The sequence below is a fragment of the uncultured Ruegeria sp. genome, from assembly GCF_947497005.1.
In the GTDB taxonomy this organism is placed as follows: domain Bacteria; phylum Pseudomonadota; class Alphaproteobacteria; order Rhodobacterales; family Rhodobacteraceae; genus Ruegeria.
The window spans coordinates 212,896-233,537 of the sequence record NZ_CANMFF010000006.1; the positions used below are offsets into that span (position 1 = coordinate 212,896).

Annotated in this window: 17 protein-coding genes, 1 pseudogene and 1 riboswitch; of the genes and pseudogenes, 10 read left to right on the top strand and 8 right to left on the bottom strand. The window is 55.7% G+C overall.

Features of this window, described 5'->3' with window-relative positions:
• Window position 1 precedes the first annotated feature (1 nt).
• The gene (locus Q0816_RS10725) at window positions 2–1,009 is read right to left on the bottom strand and encodes a carbohydrate ABC transporter permease (protein WP_298850221.1); all 1,008 of its coding nucleotides are present in this window, start codon (window positions 1,007–1,009) and stop codon (window positions 2–4) included.
• Between the two features lie 55 nt (window positions 1,010–1,064).
• A complete protein-coding gene (locus Q0816_RS10730) occupies window positions 1,065–2,423 on the bottom strand; it encodes an ABC transporter substrate-binding protein (RefSeq protein ID WP_298850223.1) in 1,359 nt (452 codons plus the stop codon).
• Window positions 2,424–2,642: 219 nt separating this feature from the next.
• On the opposite strand from Q0816_RS10730, the gene Q0816_RS10735 reads away from it, so the two are divergent.
• The 9 genes and pseudogenes from Q0816_RS10735 (at window position 2,643) to Q0816_RS10775 (ending at window position 11,151) form a co-directional block, all read left to right on the top strand.
• Window positions 2,643–3,680: a LacI family DNA-binding transcriptional regulator gene (locus Q0816_RS10735; RefSeq protein ID WP_298850225.1), complete on the top strand. Its 1,038-nt coding sequence runs from the start codon at window positions 2,643–2,645 to the stop codon at window positions 3,678–3,680.
• A pseudogene (locus tag Q0816_RS10740) lies at window positions 3,677–4,978 on the top strand (GH1 family beta-glucosidase); the annotation flags it as partial. The gene Q0816_RS10735 and the pseudogene Q0816_RS10740, both read left to right, overlap by 4 nt.
• Complete coding sequence (locus Q0816_RS10745) at window positions 4,955–6,001, top strand: ROK family protein (protein ID WP_298850342.1); 1,047 nt, start codon at window positions 4,955–4,957, stop codon at window positions 5,999–6,001. The pseudogene Q0816_RS10740 and the gene Q0816_RS10745, both read left to right, overlap by 24 nt.
• Window positions 6,002–6,039: 38 nt before the next feature.
• A complete protein-coding gene (locus tag Q0816_RS10750) occupies window positions 6,040–6,966 on the top strand; it encodes a carbohydrate kinase (protein ID WP_298850227.1) in 927 nt (308 codons plus the stop codon).
• A gap of 17 nt (window positions 6,967–6,983) precedes the next feature.
• A complete protein-coding gene (locus Q0816_RS10755) occupies window positions 6,984–7,649 on the top strand; it encodes a D-lyxose/D-mannose family sugar isomerase (protein ID WP_298850228.1) in 666 nt (221 codons plus the stop codon).
• Window positions 7,650–7,751: 102 nt separating this feature from the next.
• Window positions 7,752–7,949: riboswitch (cobalamin riboswitch) on the top strand.
• A 97-nt stretch (window positions 7,950–8,046) separates the two neighbouring features.
• Window positions 8,047–8,403 carry a DUF1636 domain-containing protein gene (locus tag Q0816_RS10760; protein WP_298850229.1) on the top strand — a complete coding sequence of 119 codons (357 nt, stop codon included), beginning with the start codon at window positions 8,047–8,049 and terminating at the stop codon, window positions 8,401–8,403.
• A complete protein-coding gene (locus Q0816_RS10765) occupies window positions 8,400–9,176 on the top strand; it encodes an ABC transporter ATP-binding protein (protein WP_298850231.1) in 777 nt (258 codons plus the stop codon). Before Q0816_RS10760 ends, Q0816_RS10765 begins: the two co-directional genes overlap by 4 nt.
• A 12-nt stretch (window positions 9,177–9,188) precedes the next feature.
• A complete protein-coding gene (locus tag Q0816_RS10770; RefSeq protein ID WP_298850233.1) occupies window positions 9,189–10,139 on the top strand; it encodes an ABC transporter substrate-binding protein in 951 nt (316 codons plus the stop codon).
• A 1-nt stretch (window position 10,140) separates the two neighbouring features.
• Entirely contained in the window at window positions 10,141–11,151 is a 1,011-nt protein-coding gene (locus Q0816_RS10775; RefSeq protein ID WP_298850235.1) for an iron ABC transporter permease, read from the top strand.
• Window positions 11,152–11,245: 94 nt separating this feature from the next.
• Here the strand turns inward: Q0816_RS10775 and Q0816_RS10780 are convergent, their stop codons facing one another.
• The 6 genes from Q0816_RS10780 to Q0816_RS10805 form a co-directional block, all read right to left on the bottom strand.
• On the bottom strand, window positions 11,246–12,019 hold the full coding sequence (locus Q0816_RS10780; RefSeq protein ID WP_298850236.1) for an inositol monophosphatase family protein: 774 nt from the start codon (window positions 12,017–12,019) through the stop codon (window positions 11,246–11,248).
• A 266-nt stretch (window positions 12,020–12,285) separates the two neighbouring features.
• Complete coding sequence (locus Q0816_RS10785) at window positions 12,286–14,730, bottom strand: FAD-dependent oxidoreductase (RefSeq protein WP_298850238.1); 2,445 nt, start codon at window positions 14,728–14,730, stop codon at window positions 12,286–12,288.
• Window positions 14,731–14,738: 8 nt separating this feature from the next.
• Window positions 14,739–15,620, bottom strand: a complete 882-nt coding sequence (locus Q0816_RS10790; RefSeq protein ID WP_298850240.1) for a phosphotransferase — start codon at window positions 15,618–15,620, stop codon at window positions 14,739–14,741.
• Window position 15,621: 1 nt separating this feature from the next.
• Entirely contained in the window at window positions 15,622–17,613 is a 1,992-nt protein-coding gene (locus tag Q0816_RS10795) for a proline/glycine betaine ABC transporter permease (RefSeq protein WP_298850242.1), read from the bottom strand.
• Window positions 17,610–18,632, bottom strand: coding sequence for a glycine betaine/L-proline ABC transporter ATP-binding protein (locus Q0816_RS10800; protein ID WP_298850244.1), 1,023 nt, complete (start codon window positions 18,630–18,632; stop codon window positions 17,610–17,612). The genes Q0816_RS10795 and Q0816_RS10800 overlap by 4 nt, the downstream gene beginning before the upstream one ends.
• A 74-nt stretch (window positions 18,633–18,706) precedes the next feature.
• Entirely contained in the window at window positions 18,707–19,639 is a 933-nt protein-coding gene (locus tag Q0816_RS10805; RefSeq protein ID WP_298850246.1) for an ABC transporter substrate-binding protein, read from the bottom strand.
• Between the two features lie 87 nt (window positions 19,640–19,726).
• Between Q0816_RS10805 and Q0816_RS10810 the strand changes: the two genes are divergently transcribed.
• Window positions 19,727–20,641, top strand: coding sequence for a DeoR/GlpR family DNA-binding transcription regulator (locus Q0816_RS10810; RefSeq protein ID WP_298850247.1), 915 nt, complete (start codon window positions 19,727–19,729; stop codon window positions 20,639–20,641).
• The last annotated feature ends 1 nt before the right edge of the window (window position 20,642 follow it).

Sequence of the window (20,642 nt, forward strand, 5' to 3'; positions counted from 1 at the left end):
CTTACTCCATCTCCTTGCGCGCATTGCGCACGTTCCAGACGAGGATCGGAGCAACCAGCAGCATGATCACCATGGCCGAAGCGGATCCAACGCCCCAGTCGTTGGCGCGGAACAGCTTGTCGTACATGTAGTTGGCAAGCACCTGCGTTTCCCATTGGCCGTTGGTCATCGCAAAGACGATGTCGAACACCTTAAGAACGGTGATCGTGATCGTTGTCCAAACCACAAGGATTGTGGTCTTGATTTGTGGCACCTTGATCTTAAAGAAAATCTGAAAGGGGTTTGCTCCGTCCAAAATGGCCGCCTCGATGGTTTCTTCGGGAATACCGCGCAGGGCTGCCGACAGGATCACCATGGCAAAGCCAGTTTGAATCCAAACCAGCACGATCATCAGAAAAAAGCTGTTCCAGAACGGGACAGTCAGCCAGGTCTGGGGCTCTGTCCCACCAAAGAAGATATAGAGTGCGTTCAGGATGCCGATCTGGTCCTGCTCGGCTGGTCGCGCATCGTAAACCAATTTCCAGATGACCGAGGCGCCAACAAATGAAATTGCCATCGGCATGAAGATCAGAGACTTGGCGAAATTGCCCCAGCGGATGCGGTCAGTCAGTTGCGCCACAAGAAGACCAAAACCCGTGGACATGGCGGGCACAACGATCAGCCAGAACATGTTGTTGCGCATTGCTTCCCAGAATTTCGGCTCTGCCGCCATTTGGGAATAGTTGTCCAATCCAACCCATCTGTACCCACCACCAGGCACACGCTCCGTGAGAGAAAGCCGCAAGGTTTCAACCACCGGGTAGGCCAGATACAGCCCCAACGCAGCAAGCGCCGGGAACAGGAACAGCCATGGGCGGATCATGTTGGCCCGGTTGATATTGCGACCTGCGTTCGGCCCACGCGGCGGGAACAGGACTGTGTCCAGAAACTGGTTGGAGAGGTAGAAATAGCCCACGCAACCCGATACGCCGATGGCGATCGTCAGCAGGCCTTGGAGTGCCGGTGTCATGGTGCGCTCATCCGTTTGGCAAGCGGGGCGATCCTAAGACCGCCCCATGTATTGGTCACTTGGCTGCATCCCAGGACGACTGGATTTCGCTGGCCACGGTGGCTGCATCTTTCGCACCCGACGAGTAATCGACCATCCCGGTCCAGAAGCTGCCCGCCCCAACCGCACCCGGCATAAGGTCAGAGCCGTCAAAGCGGAATGTCGTTGCGTTGGTCAGAATTTCACCCTGCCCGCGTTGCGTGTCGTTCGAATAATTCGCAGGGTTTGCGCCTAGATGAGGTGTCAGGAAACCGTCCTGCGACATCATGATCTCATGGGCAAACGGGGTCCTGAGAAACTCCATGAATGCTTCAGCCGCCGGGTTCGGATTCGTTATGGTGAACAATGTTCCCGCCCCAAGTACCGGCGTGCCCAGGTCTTTTTCCGAATAAGCCGGGAAGTAGAAGAAATCCGCGTCTGCACCCAGTTCGGTCCCTTCAGGGAAGTAAGCCGGTATGAACGACGCCTGACGGTGCATCATGCAGGCTGGCGGGCTGTCGAACAGGCCTTTAGGGCTGTCTCGAAAGTCGATCGCGGCAGTATCATCGGCGTTGCCCACAACATAATCGTCATTGCGGGTAAAGCTGCCATATTCTTCGATTGCAGCGATCACCTTCGGATCGTCGAACTTCATCTCGTTCGACACCCATTGGTCATAAACTTCCGGGGGTTGGGTACGCAGCATCAGGTCTTCAACCCAGTCGGTCGCAGGCCACCCGGTTGCGCCACCCGACGCCAGACCGACGCACAGAGGCGTTTCACCATCTTCGACAATCTGATCCATCAGAGCCTTAAACTCTTCCATGGTCCCAGGCACTTCGTAGCCAAAGTCTTCGAAATTCTCGGGAACGTACCAGACCAACGATTTGACGTTCACGTTGAAGAAAAAGCCATAAAAGTTGTCAGCGCCGTCAGCGTTTACAAACGTGCCCAGATCCACCCAGGACTGACCAGCCGCGAAGTTTTCCTTGATCCACTCTGCCGAGCCCTCTGCAAGCGGTGTCAGGTAACCCTGCTTTGCGAGGTTTGCCGCAAGACCAGGCTGGGGAAAGACCGTCAGGTTCGGCGCTGAACCTGCTGCCGCATCGATTAGGATTTGCTGTTCCAGCGAGTCAGAGCCTACATAGCTGGAATTCGCGCCAGTTGCCTCGTCGAAATAGGCCACAAGATTTTCGAAGGATTTGCCTTCACCCGCTAACCAGGGGCCAAAAATGGTCAGGCTTTCGCCAGACAGGTCGTGAGCATCGGCAAAGGCCTGAAACCCATCCCAGTCAAAATCACCTTCACCCGCGGGGTGGATCAATTCACCCTCCGCCTGAACAGATCCGGCCATCAGCGCGAACATCGCTACACCGGCAAAAAGCGAGTGTCTCATCAATTCCTCCTCCCAACATGTCACACGCCAGAAAGACTCACTTTTCAAAGCGCTTTGGATGAATGTTGTTATCCGCTAACAATCAAGGCTTGTCAACAATAAGCCTTCAAATGCCCCACAAAATAATATTTAACGGAATGAGGGCAAAAAAAGTTGACGGATGCTTCAATTGCCCACAAAACGAACAAGAACACTCTTTTGAAGGCGCTTTGAATAGCAATGAACCTGAAGCAGCTCTCGGAAATCTTAGGTCTTTCGCAGACAACGGTCAGCCGAGCGCTGAACGGTTACCCTGAGGTGAGTGAAGATACGCGCACGCGCGTTCAGGCCGCGGCACACAAACATGGCTACCGCCCGAACAGCCGGGCCAAAGGTCTTGCGACGGGACGGTCCATGGTGATTGGTCACGTGATCCCCAGCTCATCCCAGCATGAAATGGTGAACCCCATATTTGGTGACTTTGTTGCCGGTGCCGTTAAGAAATACTCGGAAAACGGTTATGACCTGATGTTCACCAGTGCAGATGACACCTCGATTGAAAGAGCATATCGAAGCCTCTTTCAGCGCGGTGCAGTGGACGGTGTCGTGCTGCAGGGGCCAAAGGTCAACGAGCCACGAATTGAGGTCCTGAACCGTATGGGTGTGCCTTTCATAGTGCATGGGCGCTCGACAGGTGTGGATGTTCCCTACGACTGGGTTGATGTGAACAACAAAAGCTCGTTCCTAAGGGCCACGCGCTTTCTGATTGATCTTGGCCATCGCCGCATCGCCCTGATTAACGGTCTGGAAGATATGGACTTCGCTCAACGCCGCCGTGACGGTTACCTTGAGGCGTTCGGCCAAGCCGGGCTTTCACCGGATACAAACCTGATGCGAAGCGCTGAAATGACCGAGGTCTATGGCCACCACGAAACGCAGAAAATGTTATGTCTGGACGATCCCCCGACTGCTATCTTGTGTTCGTCGATGATCTCGGCCATTGGCGTACGGCGTGCTCTGTCTGAAAACGGGTTGGAGATGGGCGCGGATGTATCTGTCATCGCCCATGACGATGACCTGTCATATCTTAAAAACGGACAGGATGTTCCGATCTTTACGGCGACACGCTCATCTGTCCGTCAGGCAGGTGAAATAGCGGCGGACATGTTGATCAAGCGGATCAAAGCCCCGGATGACCCGGTCAAAACTAGATTGCTGGAGGCCGAACTGGTAGTTGGCAGGTCAACCGGCCCTGCGCCCAACAGGTTGTTGTCATGAAACACTCTCGCGCTGATTTCCCCAAAGATTTCCTCTTTGGTGTCGCAACCTCTGCTTATCAGATTGAAGGCCACGCGCAGGGAGGTGCCGGGCAAACTCATTGGGATACGTTTGCCGCATCACCGGGCAATGTCGTACGCAGAGAAAACGGCGACGTCGCCTGCGACCACCTGAACAGATTTGAGCAGGATTTCGATCTGGTGCGTGAAGCGGGGTTTGACTGTTATCGTTTTTCGACCAGCTGGGCGCGTGTGTTGCCGGAAGGTCGCGGTCCGGTCAACCAGGCAGGACTGGATTATTATGATCGGCTGGCAGACGCATTACTAGAACGCGGCATCCGCCCCTGTGTGACGCTTTATCATTGGGAGCTGCCATCTGCTCTTGCGGATCAAGGGGGGTGGTGCAATCGCGACATCGCAGGTTGGTTCGCCGATTTTACTCAGGTCATCATGGGGCGGATTGGCGACAGAATGTTCAGCGCCGCGCCGATCAACGAGCCCTGGTGTGTTAGCTGGCTGAGCCATTTCGAAGGTCATCATGCGCCCGGTTTGCGCGACATCCGAGCTGCCGCCCGGGCGATGCATCATGTTCTGTTGGCCCATGGGCGGGCTATTCAGGTCATGCGCAGTCTTGGCATGAGCAATCTGGGTGCTGTGTTCAACCTCGAATGGTCTGAACCTGCTGACGACAGCGCCGAAGCGAGGCGCGCAGCGGATCGATACGATGCAATCTACAACCAGTTCTTCCTGAGCGGTGTTTTTAAGAAAGAGTACCCACAGGACGCGCTGGAGGGGTTGGAGCCGCACTTGCCTTCGGGATGGCAAAACGACTTTGAAACGATAGGCACACCGGTCGACTGGTGCGGGCTGAACTACTATACTCGCAAGATGATCGCGCCAGCCGCCACCGCCTGGCCCAGCCTTCAGGAGGTTCCCGGACCTCTGCCCAAAACGCAGATGGGATGGGAGATCGAGCCCTCCGCCCTTACTCGTTTTTTGGTCCGGACAAGGAAAGACTATACGGGCACGCTGCCAATCTATATCACCGAAAACGGTATGGCGAGCGCGCAGCGTCGGCAGGACGATGATCGTATCGATTATCTTGACCGACATTTTGCAGCCGTGCAGGACGCTTTGGCACAAGGTGTTCCGATTAATGGCTATTTTGTCTGGTCGCTGTTGGATAATTACGAATGGGCCTTCGGATACGAGAAGAGGTTTGGACTGGTGGACGTGGATTTCGAAACACTTGCGAGAACACCCAAGGCGTCGTTCATGGCGCTTAAATCCGCTCTTTCCGATGGTCAAAGCGTCTCTCAGCCGTTAGCGCAACCATTCGGAGCGGTGCATGAGCATTGGAATCTTGTTGCAGATATCGGCGGCACGAACACGCGTCTGGGCGTGGTTACAAACGGTGAGTTGACGGATCTTCGGAAACGCCCGACTGGCACGTTGGAAGATCTGCTGGAGGCATTGCATTCACTCAGGGACGAGATTGGGACAAATCCGCAGGCAGTGGTTGCTGCAGGCGCTGGTCCTGTCAGAGATGGGACAATCCAGCTAACCAACGCGAATCTGGACCTGTCAGAGGTTGAGCTTGCGAAAGCTACCGGTGCGCAACATACATTTGTGATCAACGATTTCACGGCTGCGGCGTGGTCAGTCGCGGACGTGACGCAGGATGACATCGTTGTGTTGCAGGGTCAGGCGATCCCACCTGTTGGCACGCGACTGGCGGTTGGACCCGGCACCGGGCTGGGTGTTGGCGCATTGCTGTATTCCGAGGGCCACTATCACACGGTTTCCGGTGAAGGCGGACATGTGGGCCTGTACCCGCGCCATCGCGACGAGGTTGACATTTTTGAGGCGGCACAACGCATAGCACCAGATTGCTTTTTTGGAGACAGCCTGGCGTTGGAGGCAGAGATGTTCCTGAGCGGAACCGGACTGCCCATCCTGTATCAAGCGGTGGGATTGGCGGCTGGCGATGTTCGGATACAGGCGCGTTCTGCGAAAGATATTTTGCAGGATGCCCGCGAAGCCTCGGACTCCATAGCAGTACGAACCGCCCAGATGTTTACCACTCATCTTGGCGCGCTGATCGGCGATATGGCTGTGACACTGATGCCTGAAGGAGGCGTATTTCTTGTTGGCGGTGTGGCGGAAAAGAATCGCTGGCTCTTTGACGATAACTTCAAGGATGCGTTCAACGGCGGCGGCCGTTTCAGCGATTTGCGCCGTTCCCTGAGCCTGTATGTGTCCAAGCAGGCCGAGTTCGGAATCGTCGGCGCAAATAACTTCTGCAAAAACGCTCTTATGTGATTGCCGGACCAACAGACTTTTAAGAGAAGGACCAAGGAATGATCCTGTGCTGCGGTGAAGCCCTGATCGACATGATTTCAGAGCCAACAGTGTCGGGTGCGCAGGGCTTCGTCCCGCATACGGGCGGCGCGATCCTGAACACGGCCGTTGCTGTGGGCCGCTTGGGGGTGCCTGTAGGAATGTTGACAGGCTTGTCTTCTGACATGTTTGGCCAGCAGTTGAACGATGCGCTGAAGGCAAGCCATGTCGATACGTCGCATGTCATTGTCACGGACAGGCCGTCCACACTTGCCTTTGTGCAGCTTAAGGACGGACAGGCGACCTATAGTTTTGTCGACGAAAACACGGCAGGGCGAATGTTGCAGCCCGACGATATGCCAAACCAGCTTCCAGCGGTTTCTGCCTTGTATCTGGGGGGGATAAGCCTTGCGTGCGAACCATGTGCGGACGCCTACGCCGCCCTACTGGATCGTCATGGATCCGAGCGCGCAGTGATGCTGGACCCGAATATCCGCCCGGACTTTATTAAGGACCAGACAAGATTTCGAACACGCCTGAACCGCATGATCGCTCAAGCAGATATCGTCAAAGTGTCAGACGAGGATCTGGATTGGATCATTCCCGGCGCAGAGCCCGAGGCTGCAAAGGCCGATCTGTTACTGCAGGCCGGACCTTCGGCCCTCATTGTTACCCGTGGAGGCGACGGGGCGAACGGGTATTTGGCCGACGGAATAATGGTCTCTGTACCCGTGAAGCCAGTTAAGGTCGTAGATACGATCGGTGCAGGCGACACATTTAATGCAGGTGTTCTGACGGAACTCAGCCGCGCCGGGCATCTGACCAAGCCGGGCCTGCAAAACCTGACCGCAGAAAACTTTCGGGCAGCTATGGCGCTGGGCGCTGATGTCGCCGCTGTGACCGTATCCCGGGCCGGTGCAGAGCCGCCCTGGGCACATGAGCTTTGATCCGCAAGGATAGCAAAATGAAACGATCTGAAATCAACCGTGTCAAAACTGAGGCGCAGACGTTCATTCAATCCTTCGGCGCTGTTTTGCCACCTTTTGCAGATTGGTCCCCTGAGCAGATACGCAGCCCGCTGGCCGGGACAATCCGCAGTCGCGGGTTGGGGTGGGACATTACCGATTATTCCCAGGGTCGGTTCGATGAGCTTGGTCTGTTCCTGTTCACCCTTCGCAACGGCGAAGTGAATAATCTCTTATCCGGACGCGGGATGCTTTATGCAGAAAAACTGTTGATTTCGAAAGACAAGCAGCTCTCGCCCATGCACCGGCATATCGTCAAAGCAGAAGACATCATCAACCGCGGCGGTGGCGACCTGGTTCTGGAAATCTATGCGTCGGACCCCAACGGTAGGATCGATCGGGATAACCCGATCACGGTGCCAAGCGACGCGTGCCCTGTTACCTTGCAGCCCGGTGCGCATTTGCGGCTGAAACCGGGGCAAAGCGTGACCCTGATGCCCGGTGTCTGGCACGCCTTCTGGGCGGAACATGGCGATTGCCTCATCGGTGAGGTTTCGACCGTGAACGACGACCGGACGGACAACGTGTTCGAAGACCCGATCCCTCGGTTTTCTAAAATCGAAGAAGATGTCGAACCGGATTTCCTCCTTGTATCAGACTATTAACACCAGCTGGGTTTGATCTGCGCAAACAGGAAAGCAGTCGCGACAAACGCAACCCGCTCCCGTGCGCCGTTCCTTCTGCCGCTTGACAAGTCTTGCAGTACCAGACTAGCTGAGCTGGATGGTTCCGTAAGGGATGAAAATGGGAATACGGTGCGGCGCTGTAATGCGCCAAGTCCGTGACTGCCCCCGCAACTGTAAGCGGTGAGCGACGCCACTTTACCACTGACCCGCAATGGTTGGGAAGGTCGGCCGAGCTATGACCCGCAAGTCAGGAGACCTGCCATCGCATGGTAAACCAACCCGGGGCGGGGCGTCTCGGAAGGAGGCTTGATGGCGTGGTTGCATAAAAATTCTGTATTTGCCCTCTGTCTGCATCTGACAAAAGACGGAGACGGCGATGACCTGCTATTCTGATCACTACGTTCTGATCTGTTCTACCTGTCAGGGGCCGATTTCAGCCGAAGCCGCGCAAGACGTGCTGGATACTAAGCTACCGGACGGTTTTGAAACCCGCATGATTGCTTGCATGGCAGGCTGCGAACGGGCTATGACCGTTGGCTTCCAAGCCGCTGGCAAAACCCAGTACTTATTTGGCGATATTGAAACGGAAATCGACCTGACAGCTCTGGTCGATTTTGCAACCCAGTTTGGTGACAGCGACGATGGCTGGACCAGCGCGTCAGACAGGCCCCCTGCCCTCTTTTCAAAGACCTTGTCACGAATGCCTCACTTGCCATCGCCGGTGGTGCCATGAGTTTTTTGGTTGCGGAGGAACTGGAGTACTACGCGCTGAACGGCGACGTCTTGCTGAAGGACGTGTCCTTCAGTCTGGAAGAAGGTTCAATACTGGCAATTGCCGGGCCGAACGGTGCCGGGAAGACTACACTGCTGAAACTGCTATGCGGGATCGAACGGATTGCTCTGGGTGATGCACGGATTCGCGGCCAAAGCCTGCGCAGCCTGACAGCCCGTCAACGCGCCCGATCCATTGCCGTGGTTGGTCAACAGGAAATGCCGGACGGTCGCATGCGCCTGCACGACTATGTTGCTCTGGGACAAATCCCGCTTCAGGGTGACCGATCGGCCGCTCAGCACAAGGCTGATCTCGAACGGGTGCTGACGACGACCGAGCTGCTGCCCTTCGCCAACAAGCCGATGAGCCAATTGTCGGGCGGTGAACGTCAGCGTGCGCATATCGCCCGCGCTCTGGCTCAAAACCCGTCTTTGCTGTTTCTGGACGAACCTACAAACCATCTGGACCCGGACGCCAAGGGGCACATGCTGTCGCTGGTCGCTGATCTGGGGGTAACGGTTGTCATGATCGTCCACGATCTGGTTATGATCCCGGAATTCGCCACCCATGTGGCGTTGATGAAAGCCACGCGCCTGACAGGGTTCGGATCTGTTAGCGACGTGCTGACCCCGGATCGGGTGCGTGACACCTTTGGCGTGGATTACCTATGTTTTCAGCATGAAGGCCGGATGATCCCCGCGCTGGATATTCGAAAACGAAAACTGTCATCATAACAGGAGCTTACAATGATGCAGAGACTCTGGCCCGTGGCTCTTTTCACTGGCCTGGCAAGCAGCGCGGCAGCGGATGCTGTCACGGTGGACAATTGCGGAGAACCGCTGGTTCTTCAAACAGCGCCCGAGCGTCTGGTCGTACATGATATGAACATGACGGATATGGCCTTCGCACTGGGTTTGCAGGACAAGATAGTGGGCCTGACAGGCATCACTGGTTGGTACAAGACAAGCCCTGATTTCGACGCGCAGCGCGGCGATATCCCAGAGCTGGCGCCAAAATATCCGACCATTGAAAACCTCGTTGCCGTCGAACCCGACCTGTTCTTTGCCGGATGGTACTATGGTATGAAGCCCGGCGGCGATGTAACACCGGACACTCTGGAACCCTTCGGTATCAAGACTATGGTTCTGACCGAAAGCTGCGTTCATCTCGACAAGGACCGCCCCGAAGCCAGTATGGACTTGTTGTTTGATGACGTCCTGCGTCTGGGTCAGGTCATGCAGGTTGAAGACAAGGCCGAGATGCTGGTTGCTGGCTGGAAAGAACAGCTTTCCGCCATTCAGGCGAAAACGAACGATCTGGCCAAGCCACGCGTCTTCCTTCTGGATGGACCGGCCGATGCTCCGTTCACTGCTGGTAAGTTCGCTATTCCCGATGCGATGATTGCAGCTGCCGGGGGTGAGAACGTGACCCATGATCTGGACGCAAGCTGGGGTCGCACTTCGTGGGAGGCCGTGGCCGCTTCGAACCCGGAGTTTCTGGTTCTGCTCGACTACCAATCCGGCAATGGTGCAGAAGACACCTTCCAGTTTCTGAAGGATCACCCGGTGATGTCTCAAACCGATGCGGTCAAGAACGAGCGCTGGATTGGACTGCGTTACGAAGAATTGACGCCCGGTCCGGCAAACATTGAAGCGATCGAAAAGATGGCAAACGCAATGCACCCGGATGCCAACTGAAATGGTCCATTTGGGCCGTTTGATTTTGCTCGGGGCGGTTATTCTGACCGCCCTTTTGCTGCTGTCCATTGTCTATGGGACAACGCAGATCCCTTTGCGTGATGTATTTTCTGCCATCGGTCTCGGAACCGGTCTGACCGAAGGCGAGATGTCGCCCTTGCACCGGATCGTATTCGACCTTCGCTTGCCGCGTGCTTTGTTCGCGGCTGTGATTGGCGCAGGTCTTGGTGTAGTCGGTGTCGTCCTTCAAACCACAACACGCAACGATCTGGCAGATCCGTTCCTGTTCGGTTTATCCTCTGGCGCTGCTGCCGGGGCGGTTCTGGTGATCACCGTCACAGGTGATGTGTTGGGTATTTGGACGTTGCCGTTGGCGGCGTTTTGCGGTGGCCTGATCGCCTCTGGCATAGTGTTGGCTCTGGTTCAGGGCTTGCGCACAAGCGCGCCGGAAAAACTGATTCTGGCCGGTTTGGCGGTGTCCTTTCTGTTTTCCGCGATCACCAACTACCTAATTTTCTCTGGCGACAATCGCGCCGCCCATTCCGTAATTTTCTGGATGCTGGGTGGCTTGGGTCTTGCCCGGTGGGAGACGTTTCCCCTTGTCCTGATCGGCTTGGGCCTGATCCTGAGCTATTCGCTTTATCGAAACCGATGGCTCGACGCTTTGCTGACCGGGGACTTCACCGCCTCATCGCTGGGTATTCCTGTTCAGGGCCTTCGGTTCCGCATGTTCTTCGTTGCAGCTCTGGCGACGGCCAGTTTCGTTTCCGTGGCCGGTGTCATCGGGTTTGTCGGGCTGATGGTGCCGCATATTGCACGTGGTATCGCCGGAACGCTGCACCGAAACCTGCTGGTCGTCTCAGCCATCGTGGGTGCGATCCTGCTAACGCTTTCAGATATCCTGTCACGCCTTCTACTGGCCCCCCAGGAATTGCCCGTTGGGATCGTCACAACATCGATCGGATCGCTGTTTGTCTTTCTGTACCTGTTCAAATCGGATCGCGGGAGTTAGCTCCTAAGGCTCGTTGGAAGTGCAAATCAAAACTATCGCACTAAAGAGTTGGCAAACCTGCCCTTTCCACCGCTCGGCGCAACGCGGAGGTTTTCTAGGTATTGATGAGGTCAAGCAGTTCGGAATGCAATTCCGGGGTCGCGGCAGAAACAACCGCGCCATCGGAATCCAGTGTCAAAGCATGCCCTTGCCAATCGGTCATCACGCCACCAGCCGCTGCAACAAGGGCTGAAACCGCCAGATAATCATAGGGTTGTAAATCGTAATCGACCACAGCGTCCACATGCCCGGAGGCAAGCAAAGCATGTGGGTAGCAGTCATAGGCAAAACGACGCGTCTGCCCGGCCTGCATCAGGCGACTGAACAGGTCAGGATGGTCACGATAGATCTTGTCTCCTTCATTCACATACAGAACCGATTGATCCAGTCGGGTTGTTTGAGAGGTTTGAATGGGTTGCCCGTTCAGTGTGGCTGCTTCGCCGTTGATGCCCATATAGGTTTCGTTCAAGGCGGGCATTCCAACAAGGCCCAACTGGGGTTGACCCTCCACCAGATGAGCCAACAGAAATCCGAACAGGGGATGGCCCGACAGAAACGAGCGGGTTCCGTCGATTGGATCAATGACCCACATATGGCGTCCATCGCCAACCTTTTGACCGTGTTCTTCGCCGAAGATGCCGTGGCCCGGGAAATGCTGGTTCAGATAGGATCGTACGTCTGCTTCGACTGCCTTGTCGGCCTGCGTCACGGGGCTTTCGTCCTGCTTGAACTCAATGCCCAAAGACCCTCGGAAAAACCGCATAGCGGACCCGGACGCAATATCAGCAATCTTCCTTGCGTGCTCGGTCAACGCATGTGAGGTCGCCATTTCCGGTCCTTTCCATTGAAGGCATCCGCTTTACGACAGATGCCGGTTTTCTTGGCCTGAACACTGGCCAAACTGCAACTCGGTTCGGACTTCTGGCATAGGCGCGGTACAACATTCGCGGGCTTAACTAACAGGTCACGCATCGCTAACAGCCGGGCCCGGCGAACTTTCGGAGTCCCGAGTGGGCCGGCCGTGAGCGTCGGATTTTCTTACGGGTACTGATCGCTGATGCTTTTTGTCGGTTAAGCGGATTTTGCATGCAGAAATCAGATTTTCACCCGACTCATCTGCGGATCGTAAAGCGGTTGCAGCGTTACTTCACAAGGAACCCTCTGAGTGGCGACTTCCAATTCATATATCCCGGAAGTGACGTATTCCGCATCGACACCATTGGGGTTACGTATGTACCCGTAACCGATTGATTTTCCGACAGTGTAGCCATAGCCGCCCGAGGTCAGCCATCCAACTCTCTCACCATTCCGGTAGATGGTTTCACGACCCAGAAGAACAACGCCCGGATCAACCACGAAACACGCCAGCATCTTTTTGACGCCCTCGGATTTTTGCGTTTCTGAAGCGGCGCGCCCCTTGAAATCGATATTCTTCCGCAGCTTCACGGCCCAGCCCAATCCGCTTTCGAACGGTGTATGATCAGGGCCGATATCCGCACCCCACGCGCGATAGCCTTTTTCAAGGCGCAGCGATTCAATGGCCCTGTAACCAGCATTGACTAATCCATGCGGCTGCCCGGCCCCCATAATCGCATCATAGACTGTCTGGGCGTATTCCACGGGCAAATGCAGCTCCCATCCCAGTTCACCTACATAAGTCACACGCAGCGCTTTGACCGGGCACCCGGCAATGCCAATGGTGCGGATCGTGCCGAACTTGAAACCATCATTTGAAACATCGTCGCGCGTCACTGCAGCGAGGATGTCCCGCGCCTTAGGCCCCATCAGCGACAACACTGCATTGGACGAGGTGATGTCGAACAGCTGACAATTCATGCCTTCAGGGATATTACGACTGATCCAGTCGAAATCACGGGTAGCAAAGCCGGTGCCAGTGACGATGTAGAACTCATCATGCGCTACACGTCCCACGGTCAGGTCACACTCGATCCCGCCCTTGTCGTTCAGCATCTGGGTGTAGACCAGAGCGCCAACCGGCTTTTCCACGTCATTGGCGCAGATCCAGTTCATCGCTGCCAGTGCATCCGGGCCTTTCAGCGCGAATTTGGCGAAAGATGTCTGATCGAATACCACCGCTGCTTCGCGCGCCGCTTTATGTTCGCGCCCTACGGCATCGAACCAATTCTGGCGGCCAAAGCTGTATTCATCCTTAGCCGTCTTGCCCGATGAAGCATCGGCATACCAATTCGGACGCTCCCAACCCAGTTTCTCACCAAAACACGCACCCTGGTTTTTCAACGCGTCATAGAGCGGGGACTTTCGGCAAGGCCGGCCTGAGTCATGCTCTTCATGCGGCCACCCCATCGTGTAGTGCTTGCCATAGGCTTCGACGGTGCGGGTGCGCACCCAATCTGTGTCGAAATGCGGGCTGCCAAAGCGGCGAATATCGGCGGACCACAGGTCAAAAGGCGGCTCGCCCTTATGCACCCATTCAGCCAGCGCCATGCCAGCACCACCGCCTGCCGCGATTCCAAAGGCGTTGAAGCCCGCGCCGACGAAGAAGTTGTTAAGCTCCGGGGATTCACCGATGATGAAGTTGCCGTCCGGAGTGAAGCTCTCAGGCCCGTTGGTGAGTGTCTTGACGCCTGCGTTTTCCAACGCAGGAACGCGACCCAGCGCCATTTCCATCAGCTGTTCGAAATGATCGAAATTGCTGTCGAGCAGCGTATAGTGGAAGCCCTGCGGAATACCCTTGGTGGCCCAGGGGATTGGGTTGGGTTCATAGCCACCCATAACCAGCCCACCGACTTCTTCCTTGTAATAGGTCAGCCGGTCCGGGTCGCGCAGTGTGGGCAAATCCGAGGGGACATCGATAGGTTCAGTGACCATGTACTGATGTTCCATCGGCACCAGAGGAACGTTGACGCCGTATCGACCAGCAAAAGTTCGGGTCCATTGACCGGCGCAGCAGATTACCTTTTCACACTCGATCCGGCCATGTTCAGTGATCACCGCGCGAATTTTGCCATCCTCAATCTCGATATCGGTGACTTTGGTGTCTTCGAATATCTTCGCGCCAGCCATGCGGGCGCCCTTGGCCAATGCCTGCGTGATATCCGATGGATTCGCCTGACCATCGGTTGGCAGATAGGCCGCGCCAATCACGTCCGAGATATCCATCAGCGGCCACAGCTCCTGCGCCTCGGACGGGGTCAGCAATTGCATGTCCAGACCGAAGGAATGCGCGGTTGTGGCCTGCCGTTTGACCTCGGTCCAGCGTTCTTCGTTGCAGGCCAGGCGCAATCCGCCATTCATTTTCCAACCGGTACCCAGACCGGTCTCCTCTTCGATCTTGTTGTACAGATCGACCGAATAGCCGAGCAATTGTGTGATATTGGCGTTCGAACGCAATTGCCCCACAAGCCCTGCCGCGTGGAAAGTGGTACCTGAAGTCAGTTTCTTGCGCTCCAGCAGCACCGTGTCGGTCCAGCCCAGCTTGGCCAGGTGATACGCGGTCGAGCAGCCAATGATCCCACCGCCGATAATGACGGCTTTGGCTGTATTCGGAAGGTCGGTCATGTCTGTCCTCAGGTGTTTTTGAAATCGGTCAGGGTCGCGCGGAACCGCGCGAGGTTCTCGGCTGTGTAGGCCGCGTAGTCGAAATCGATATCCGAGGTAATCTCGGACACCATGCTCCACATAGTTTCCCGCAGCAGCGAGGCGCATTTCATCGCTGTATAGCGATGGCGCAGGTCGTCGGTTACGGAGGTCTGGAAATAGGTTTCCAACATCCAGTCTTCCTGTTCGAACGAAAGACCATTGTTCGAAGCCAGCCCGCCCAAATCGAACAGCGGTGAATTGAACCCGGCATAGTCGAAATCGATCAGCCACAGGCGTTGACCATCATCCAGAAAGTTGCCGCACAGCAGGTCATTATGGCCGAAGACCATGTCATAGGGTCCAGCCTCGGCTTCGAGCGTGTTGCCGGTTTGAACCAATTCCGGGATCAGGCCCGCATGGGTGCTGCCGCGTTCGGTCAGAGTGGCGGCATAATCTCGGATGACGTGGAACACCCAGAACACCAGTGACGGGCCGCGCAAGTGCTTGGGCACTTCGGTATGGCATGCCTTCGCCAGATCCAGCACGCGAGGCAGCATGTCAGGGTGGCGCACTGCTTCTTCTGTCAGGGTGCGGCTTTCAATGAATTCCAGCACGGTTAGGTCACCTGAGGAATGGACTACGGTAGGAGACAAACCAGCCGCATGGGCCGCCTTGCTGGCAGCTAGTTCGTTGAACCGCATCACCTGATGCAGCGGGATGTCGTCGCCGATGCGGACAACATATGCTCCACTGTCATCCGTGACCTTGTAGTTCACATTGGTGATGCCGCCGGTCAGCGGTGTGGCCTCGATTCCCCCCTGCCAAATTGGGAGGGCGCTGATAAGGGTCATCAGATCGGATTGGCTCATTTCAACTCTCCAGTCCAAAACGGATGCGGGCCTGACGGGCACCTGCGTTAATCAACCGGTCGGCGATGATTGCGATAAATGCGATCGACAAGCCTGCGACCAGCCCTCGTCCGGTGTCAGCCTTGGTCAGAGCGATATAGACTTCTTGCCCAAGATCGCGGGTACCGACAAGCGCGGTAATCACCAGCATCGACAAGGCCAGCATGATGGTTTGGTTGATGCCCAAGAGAATCTCAGGCAAGGCCATAGGCAGTCTGATATGGCGCAATAGTTGCCTGCGGGTACAACCCGACACCAGACCGGCCTCGATCAACTCTTCGCTGACCGACCGTATACCATGGGCGGCGTAGCGCACTGCTGGGGCCAGCGCATAGAGGACGATGGCGATCAGGGCAGTGAAATCACCGACCCGGAACAACATCACAACCGGGATCAAGTAAACGAAGCTGGGAAGTGTTTGCAGTGTATCGATCAGCAGGTTGATGGCGGTTCCGGCTCGTTTGTTCAGCGCGGCCAAAACGCCCAGAGGGACTCCGATCACAGTGGCCAGAATGACGGATGCACCGCACAAGTACACCGTCACCATCGCCTTGGACCACAAACCTGAAACGAGGATCAACGAAGCCATCCCACCGCATAGCAACGCCAGCCTCCAACCACCCGCTTGCCAGCCCAAAAGGGTCAGCATCGCGATGGCCCAAGGCCAAGGAATACCCAAAAGAACCGTCTTGATCGGGATCATGAACCACGTCAGGAAGAAGACCTTGATGGCTTCGAACGTGTCGAAATAGTTGACGTTCAGGTATTCGACAGTGTCGTCCCAGAACGCGCCGGTAGTTATGGTCTGGCTATCGGGGTATTCCAGCAGCAGAGGCGAGAACTGGCCCAGTACCCATGTCAGCACGAGCAGGATTAGCACCAGAACGGTGCGGCGATTGCGGGAAACCCAAGAGCCCGAAGCCTCGTGATACACCTGACCCATCCGCTCGGCAAAGGCTTGACTCAGACGGTCTACGGCGATGGCTAGCACTACGATGGCGATGCCAGCTTCGAACCCCGCTCCGATATCCAGACGGCGCAGCGCAGCAAGGACATCAAACCCAAGCCCTCCGGCTCCGATCATCGAGGCGATGATGACCATGTTCAGCGTCAGCATGATCACCTGATTTACGCCCACCATCAGGCTGTGGCTGGCTGATGGCACCAGTACCCGCCACATCAGTTGCCGCTGAGTAGTGCCCGCCATGCGTCCGAAATCAAGGATCTCGGGATCTACGCCTTTCAGGGCCAGCGTTGTAATCCGCACCATCGGCGGAGTGGCGTAGATGATCGTTGCGACCAGAGCCGAGATCGGGCCAAAACCGAACATAAACAGAATTGGCACAAGATAAGCAAAGATCGGGATCGTTTGCATCAGGTCCAGAACGGGCGAAATGATATTTTCGAACAGTGGATAGCGATAGGCGAGAATGCCCAGCAGCAACCCTCCGCCTGCTCCGATTGGCACTGCAATCAGGACCGACGCCAGCGTGACCATGGCGCTGTCCCATTGTCCGAAAACGGCAAGATAGATAAAACAGGCTCCGACCAGAGCGGCCAGCCCCCAGTCGCGGCAGTATTGCCCCAAGGCGATCACGGCTGTAATCACCACGATCCAGCTGACCGCCGGTACAATGACCTGTGCATCGTTACCCTGACCACTTACAAATCCATGTGCCAAAAGGGCCAGCACCAGATTATAGGGCTGTTCGATCAACCAGGCGATGGCGCGCGTGATGTCCGTAAATGAAACCGGCCCGACAGCCGCATCTTCGATCAGCCACGCCATTGCAGAAGAGATATAGGCCTTGAACGGAATTACCCAGGCCGAAGGGAATTTGGTCAGCCAGCGCGCATCCAACGCCTTGCTCAGATCACGACCATAATATCCAAGAACAATTGTGATCAGAACAAGCACCAGAATAATGATCTGACTGCGGTTCAGGCGTGTCATGCCACGTCCCCGTCGCCGAACAGCACCTGTGCCACTGCTTTACGATCAATAGACCCGACGATCTGCCCGCTGCTGTCGGATACCGGGATGGGTGCGTCAGCGGCGATGATCCGTTCTGCAACGTCGGACACGCGGGTCGATTGTGCAATCGGGTCCTCTTCGCCCACTGCACCTGCCGTCATGACTCCGCCGACAGTCAGAACTTTGGAGCGTGGGATATGCTTTGTAAATTCAGCGACGTAATCCGTGGCGGGATGCATCACAAGCTCTTCCGGCGTGGCGATCTGGATCACCACGCCATCCTTCATGATGGCAATGCGGTCAGCCAATCGAACCGCTTCTTCAAAGTCGTGGGTGATGAAGACAATTGTCTTGTGCAGGCGTTCCTGCAGGCGCAGGAATTCATCCTGCATCTCGCGCCGGATCAAAGGATCGAGTGCTGAAAAAGGTTCATCCAGAAACCACAGGTCTGGTTCCGTCACAAGGGATCGGGCAATCCCGACACGCTGTTGCTGTCCACCCGAGAGTTCCCGCGGGTAATAATCTTCACGGCCTTTCAGGCCGACCAACTCTACCACTTCATGAGCCTTTGCATTAGCCTCAGCCTGGGGGGTGGCCTGAATAGTCAGCGGGAACATTACGTTCTGCAAAACAGTCAGATGCGGCAGCAACGCGAAATGCTGAAATACCATCCCCATCTTGTGACGCCGGATTTCGATCAGCTCTTTATCACTGGCGGTCAAGAGGTCTGTATCGTCAAATAGAACCTCACCAGTGGTTGGTTCGATCAACCGGGATAAACAACGCACCAAAGTGGATTTGCCAGACCCGGACAGGCCCATGATGACGAAAATCTCACCTTCAGCGATCTCGATATTGGCGTTGCGCACCGCGCCGATCACGCCTGCTTTGCGAATGTCATCTGCCGTGGGATTCGGGGTTGTCTTCAGTAGCCGTTCAGCGTTGGGGCCATAGAGCTTCCAGACGTTTCGGCACGACAATTTTGTCTTGGGGGGCATCAGAGGGGTCCGGTCAATACGCAAAAAAGGCCAGAGCGTTCCGAGAGAGCGAGAGGCCCGCTCTGGCCAGTGGATTATTTCGAGACCCAGCCAGACCAGCGGTCTTTGTTGGTCTCCATCCACTCTGCAACTACGCTGTCGATTTCCACGCCATCCAGATCGGCCTTACCGACCATGGCGCTCATTTCATCATTATTGATGTTGTAGGCTTCAATGATGTCATAGGCGCCAGGCCATTTTTCTTGCAAGCCAGACCAGGCAGCTTTCCAGATCGGACCGCGCGGTTTGCCGCAATCATAAGCCATATCCGGGTTCACACCGACCGAAGGGTCGCTGTAGCATTCGGCTGAGAATGGCGGGAATTCGACAAATTCGCCATCGTATTTCGCTGGTGCCCAATGCGGGACATAAACCCACAGAACAATCGGGTCCTGACGCTGATAGGCGGATTCCAATTCGGCGAACAAGGCCGCATCAGTGCCCGCGTGGACGACTTCGAAATCCAGCTCAAGCGCTTCGACACGCTCATCATCGAAGCCACCCCATGTCACCGGTCCACCGACATAACGCCCGTTCGGAGCGGTTTCAGCCGTCGCGAATTCCTCGGCGCATTCTTTCAAGGCTTCCCAATTCGGCAATCCCGGGCACCGTTCTTTCATGTAGCTTGGGTACCACCACTCTTCGATCGCCATCAGGCCGGTCTCACCGACATTGACAACCTTGCCGGTGCCCGTTGCTTCGTCCAGCGCTTCGCGGCCGGTGGTTTCCCAGATTTCCACTGCCAGATGCAGATCACCAGTTTTCAGGCCGGCAAATTGAGCAATGTAGTCCGCCTGAACGTATTCCACGTTGTATCCGGCTTCTTCCAGAATCGAGCCCATGATCTTGGTATTGATCAGCTGCCCCGACCAGTCGTGCAGCGTCAGTTTGATTGGGTCCGAAGATTCAGCGGCCCATGCAGTTGTTGCAGTTCCGGCAGCCATCAAAGCCAGCGCGGGAAGTCTCATTTTGCACTTCATAACACCTTCTCCCTGTCGTGATTTTTTTTGATGAATCGGTGGTATTGAATATAGACGATCACATCGTGGGGTTTTGTGTCAATAAAAACCACGTTAAGCCACAAATTTTCTTTTCTAACCTATAAATTAGCACGGCATATTTCGCCTAGCGTTGTTTTATGTGGGGATTGTGATATATCTAAACGTCCCTTAAGACGATGCCATCAGAGCGCGAAAATGAACCTGCAAACCACCAATCAACGAGAAGAAGAAATCCTGCGCGCATTGTTTCGCGCTGGCGGGACGTGCCGTGTGAGTGTTCTGGCAAATGACCTGGGCGTTAGCCTCGAAACCATTCGCCGAAACGTGCGCAATCTGGAAGAGCGCGGTATTGTGCGCAAGGTTCACGGCGGGGTTCATCTGCTTGAAGACATTCTTGAGCCTTCTTTGCAAAACCGTCTGAACAAAGAGGTCGATGCCAAGGAAAAACTGGCGAAAGCTGTTACTGAAATCATCAGCGATGGCGACTCGGTTTTCCTCGACATTGGCTCGACGACCGCTTACGTCGCGCGTGCTCTTTGCGACCACAAGGACTTGTTTGTGGTGACCAACTCGGTTTTTGTTGCTCAGAATTTAGCCTCTAGAAACAACAACAGAGTGTTCATGGCCGGCGGCGAGCTTCGCCCACATGATGGCGGCGCGTTTGGTGTCGAAGCTCAGGACCTCATCAAACGATTGAATGTCCGCTTCGCTGTCTTGTCAGTCGGTGCAGTCAATGCTGAGCTTGGTTTTATGTTGCATGATCTGCAAGAGGCTAATCTGGCCCGTGTTGCCATTCAGAATGCACAAGTTCGCATCGTAGTGGCGGATGGTGAAAAGCTTGGAAAACGTGCGCCGGTGACACTTGAGCCTGCCAATAAAATCAATCTGTTCTTCACGGACACGCAACCGCCCGAGGATATCCGCCGGATGCTTTTGGCGAATGAAATCGACCTTGTGGTAGCGGACTAAG

What these genes read in the sequence shown, in the direction of transcription:
- Q0816_RS10760 (WP_298850229.1), top strand. Translation starts at nt 8,047, where the DNA reads ATGACCTGCTATTCTGATCACTACGTTCTGATCTGTTCTACCTGTCAG.
- Q0816_RS10770 (WP_298850233.1), top strand. Translation starts at nt 9,189, where the DNA reads ATGATGCAGAGACTCTGGCCCGTGGCTCTTTTCACTGGCCTGGCAAGC.
- Q0816_RS10765 (WP_298850231.1), top strand. Translation starts at nt 8,400, where the DNA reads ATGAGTTTTTTGGTTGCGGAGGAACTGGAGTACTACGCGCTGAACGGC.
- Q0816_RS10745 (WP_298850342.1), top strand. Translation starts at nt 4,955, where the DNA reads ATGGCGCTTAAATCCGCTCTTTCCGATGGTCAAAGCGTCTCTCAGCCG.
- Q0816_RS10755 (WP_298850228.1), top strand. Translation starts at nt 6,984, where the DNA reads ATGAAACGATCTGAAATCAACCGTGTCAAAACTGAGGCGCAGACGTTC.
- Q0816_RS10790 (WP_298850240.1), bottom strand. Translation starts at nt 15,620, where the DNA reads ATGAGCCAATCCGATCTGATGACCCTTATCAGCGCCCTCCCAATTTGG.
- Q0816_RS10785 (WP_298850238.1), bottom strand. Translation starts at nt 14,730, where the DNA reads ATGACCGACCTTCCGAATACAGCCAAAGCCGTCATTATCGGCGGTGGG.
- Q0816_RS10750 (WP_298850227.1), top strand. Translation starts at nt 6,040, where the DNA reads ATGATCCTGTGCTGCGGTGAAGCCCTGATCGACATGATTTCAGAGCCA.
- Q0816_RS10730 (WP_298850223.1), bottom strand. Translation starts at nt 2,423, where the DNA reads ATGAGACACTCGCTTTTTGCCGGTGTAGCGATGTTCGCGCTGATGGCC.
- Q0816_RS10775 (WP_298850235.1), top strand. Translation starts at nt 10,141, where the DNA reads ATGGTCCATTTGGGCCGTTTGATTTTGCTCGGGGCGGTTATTCTGACC.
- Q0816_RS10795 (WP_298850242.1), bottom strand. Translation starts at nt 17,613, where the DNA reads ATGACACGCCTGAACCGCAGTCAGATCATTATTCTGGTGCTTGTTCTG.
- Q0816_RS10780 (WP_298850236.1), bottom strand. Translation starts at nt 12,019, where the DNA reads ATGGCGACCTCACATGCGTTGACCGAGCACGCAAGGAAGATTGCTGAT.
- Q0816_RS10800 (WP_298850244.1), bottom strand. Translation starts at nt 18,632, where the DNA reads ATGCCCCCCAAGACAAAATTGTCGTGCCGAAACGTCTGGAAGCTCTAT.
- Q0816_RS10725 (WP_298850221.1), bottom strand. Translation starts at nt 1,009, where the DNA reads ATGACACCGGCACTCCAAGGCCTGCTGACGATCGCCATCGGCGTATCG.
- Q0816_RS10735 (WP_298850225.1), top strand. Translation starts at nt 2,643, where the DNA reads ATGAACCTGAAGCAGCTCTCGGAAATCTTAGGTCTTTCGCAGACAACG.
- Q0816_RS10805 (WP_298850246.1), bottom strand. Translation starts at nt 19,639, where the DNA reads ATGAGACTTCCCGCGCTGGCTTTGATGGCTGCCGGAACTGCAACAACT.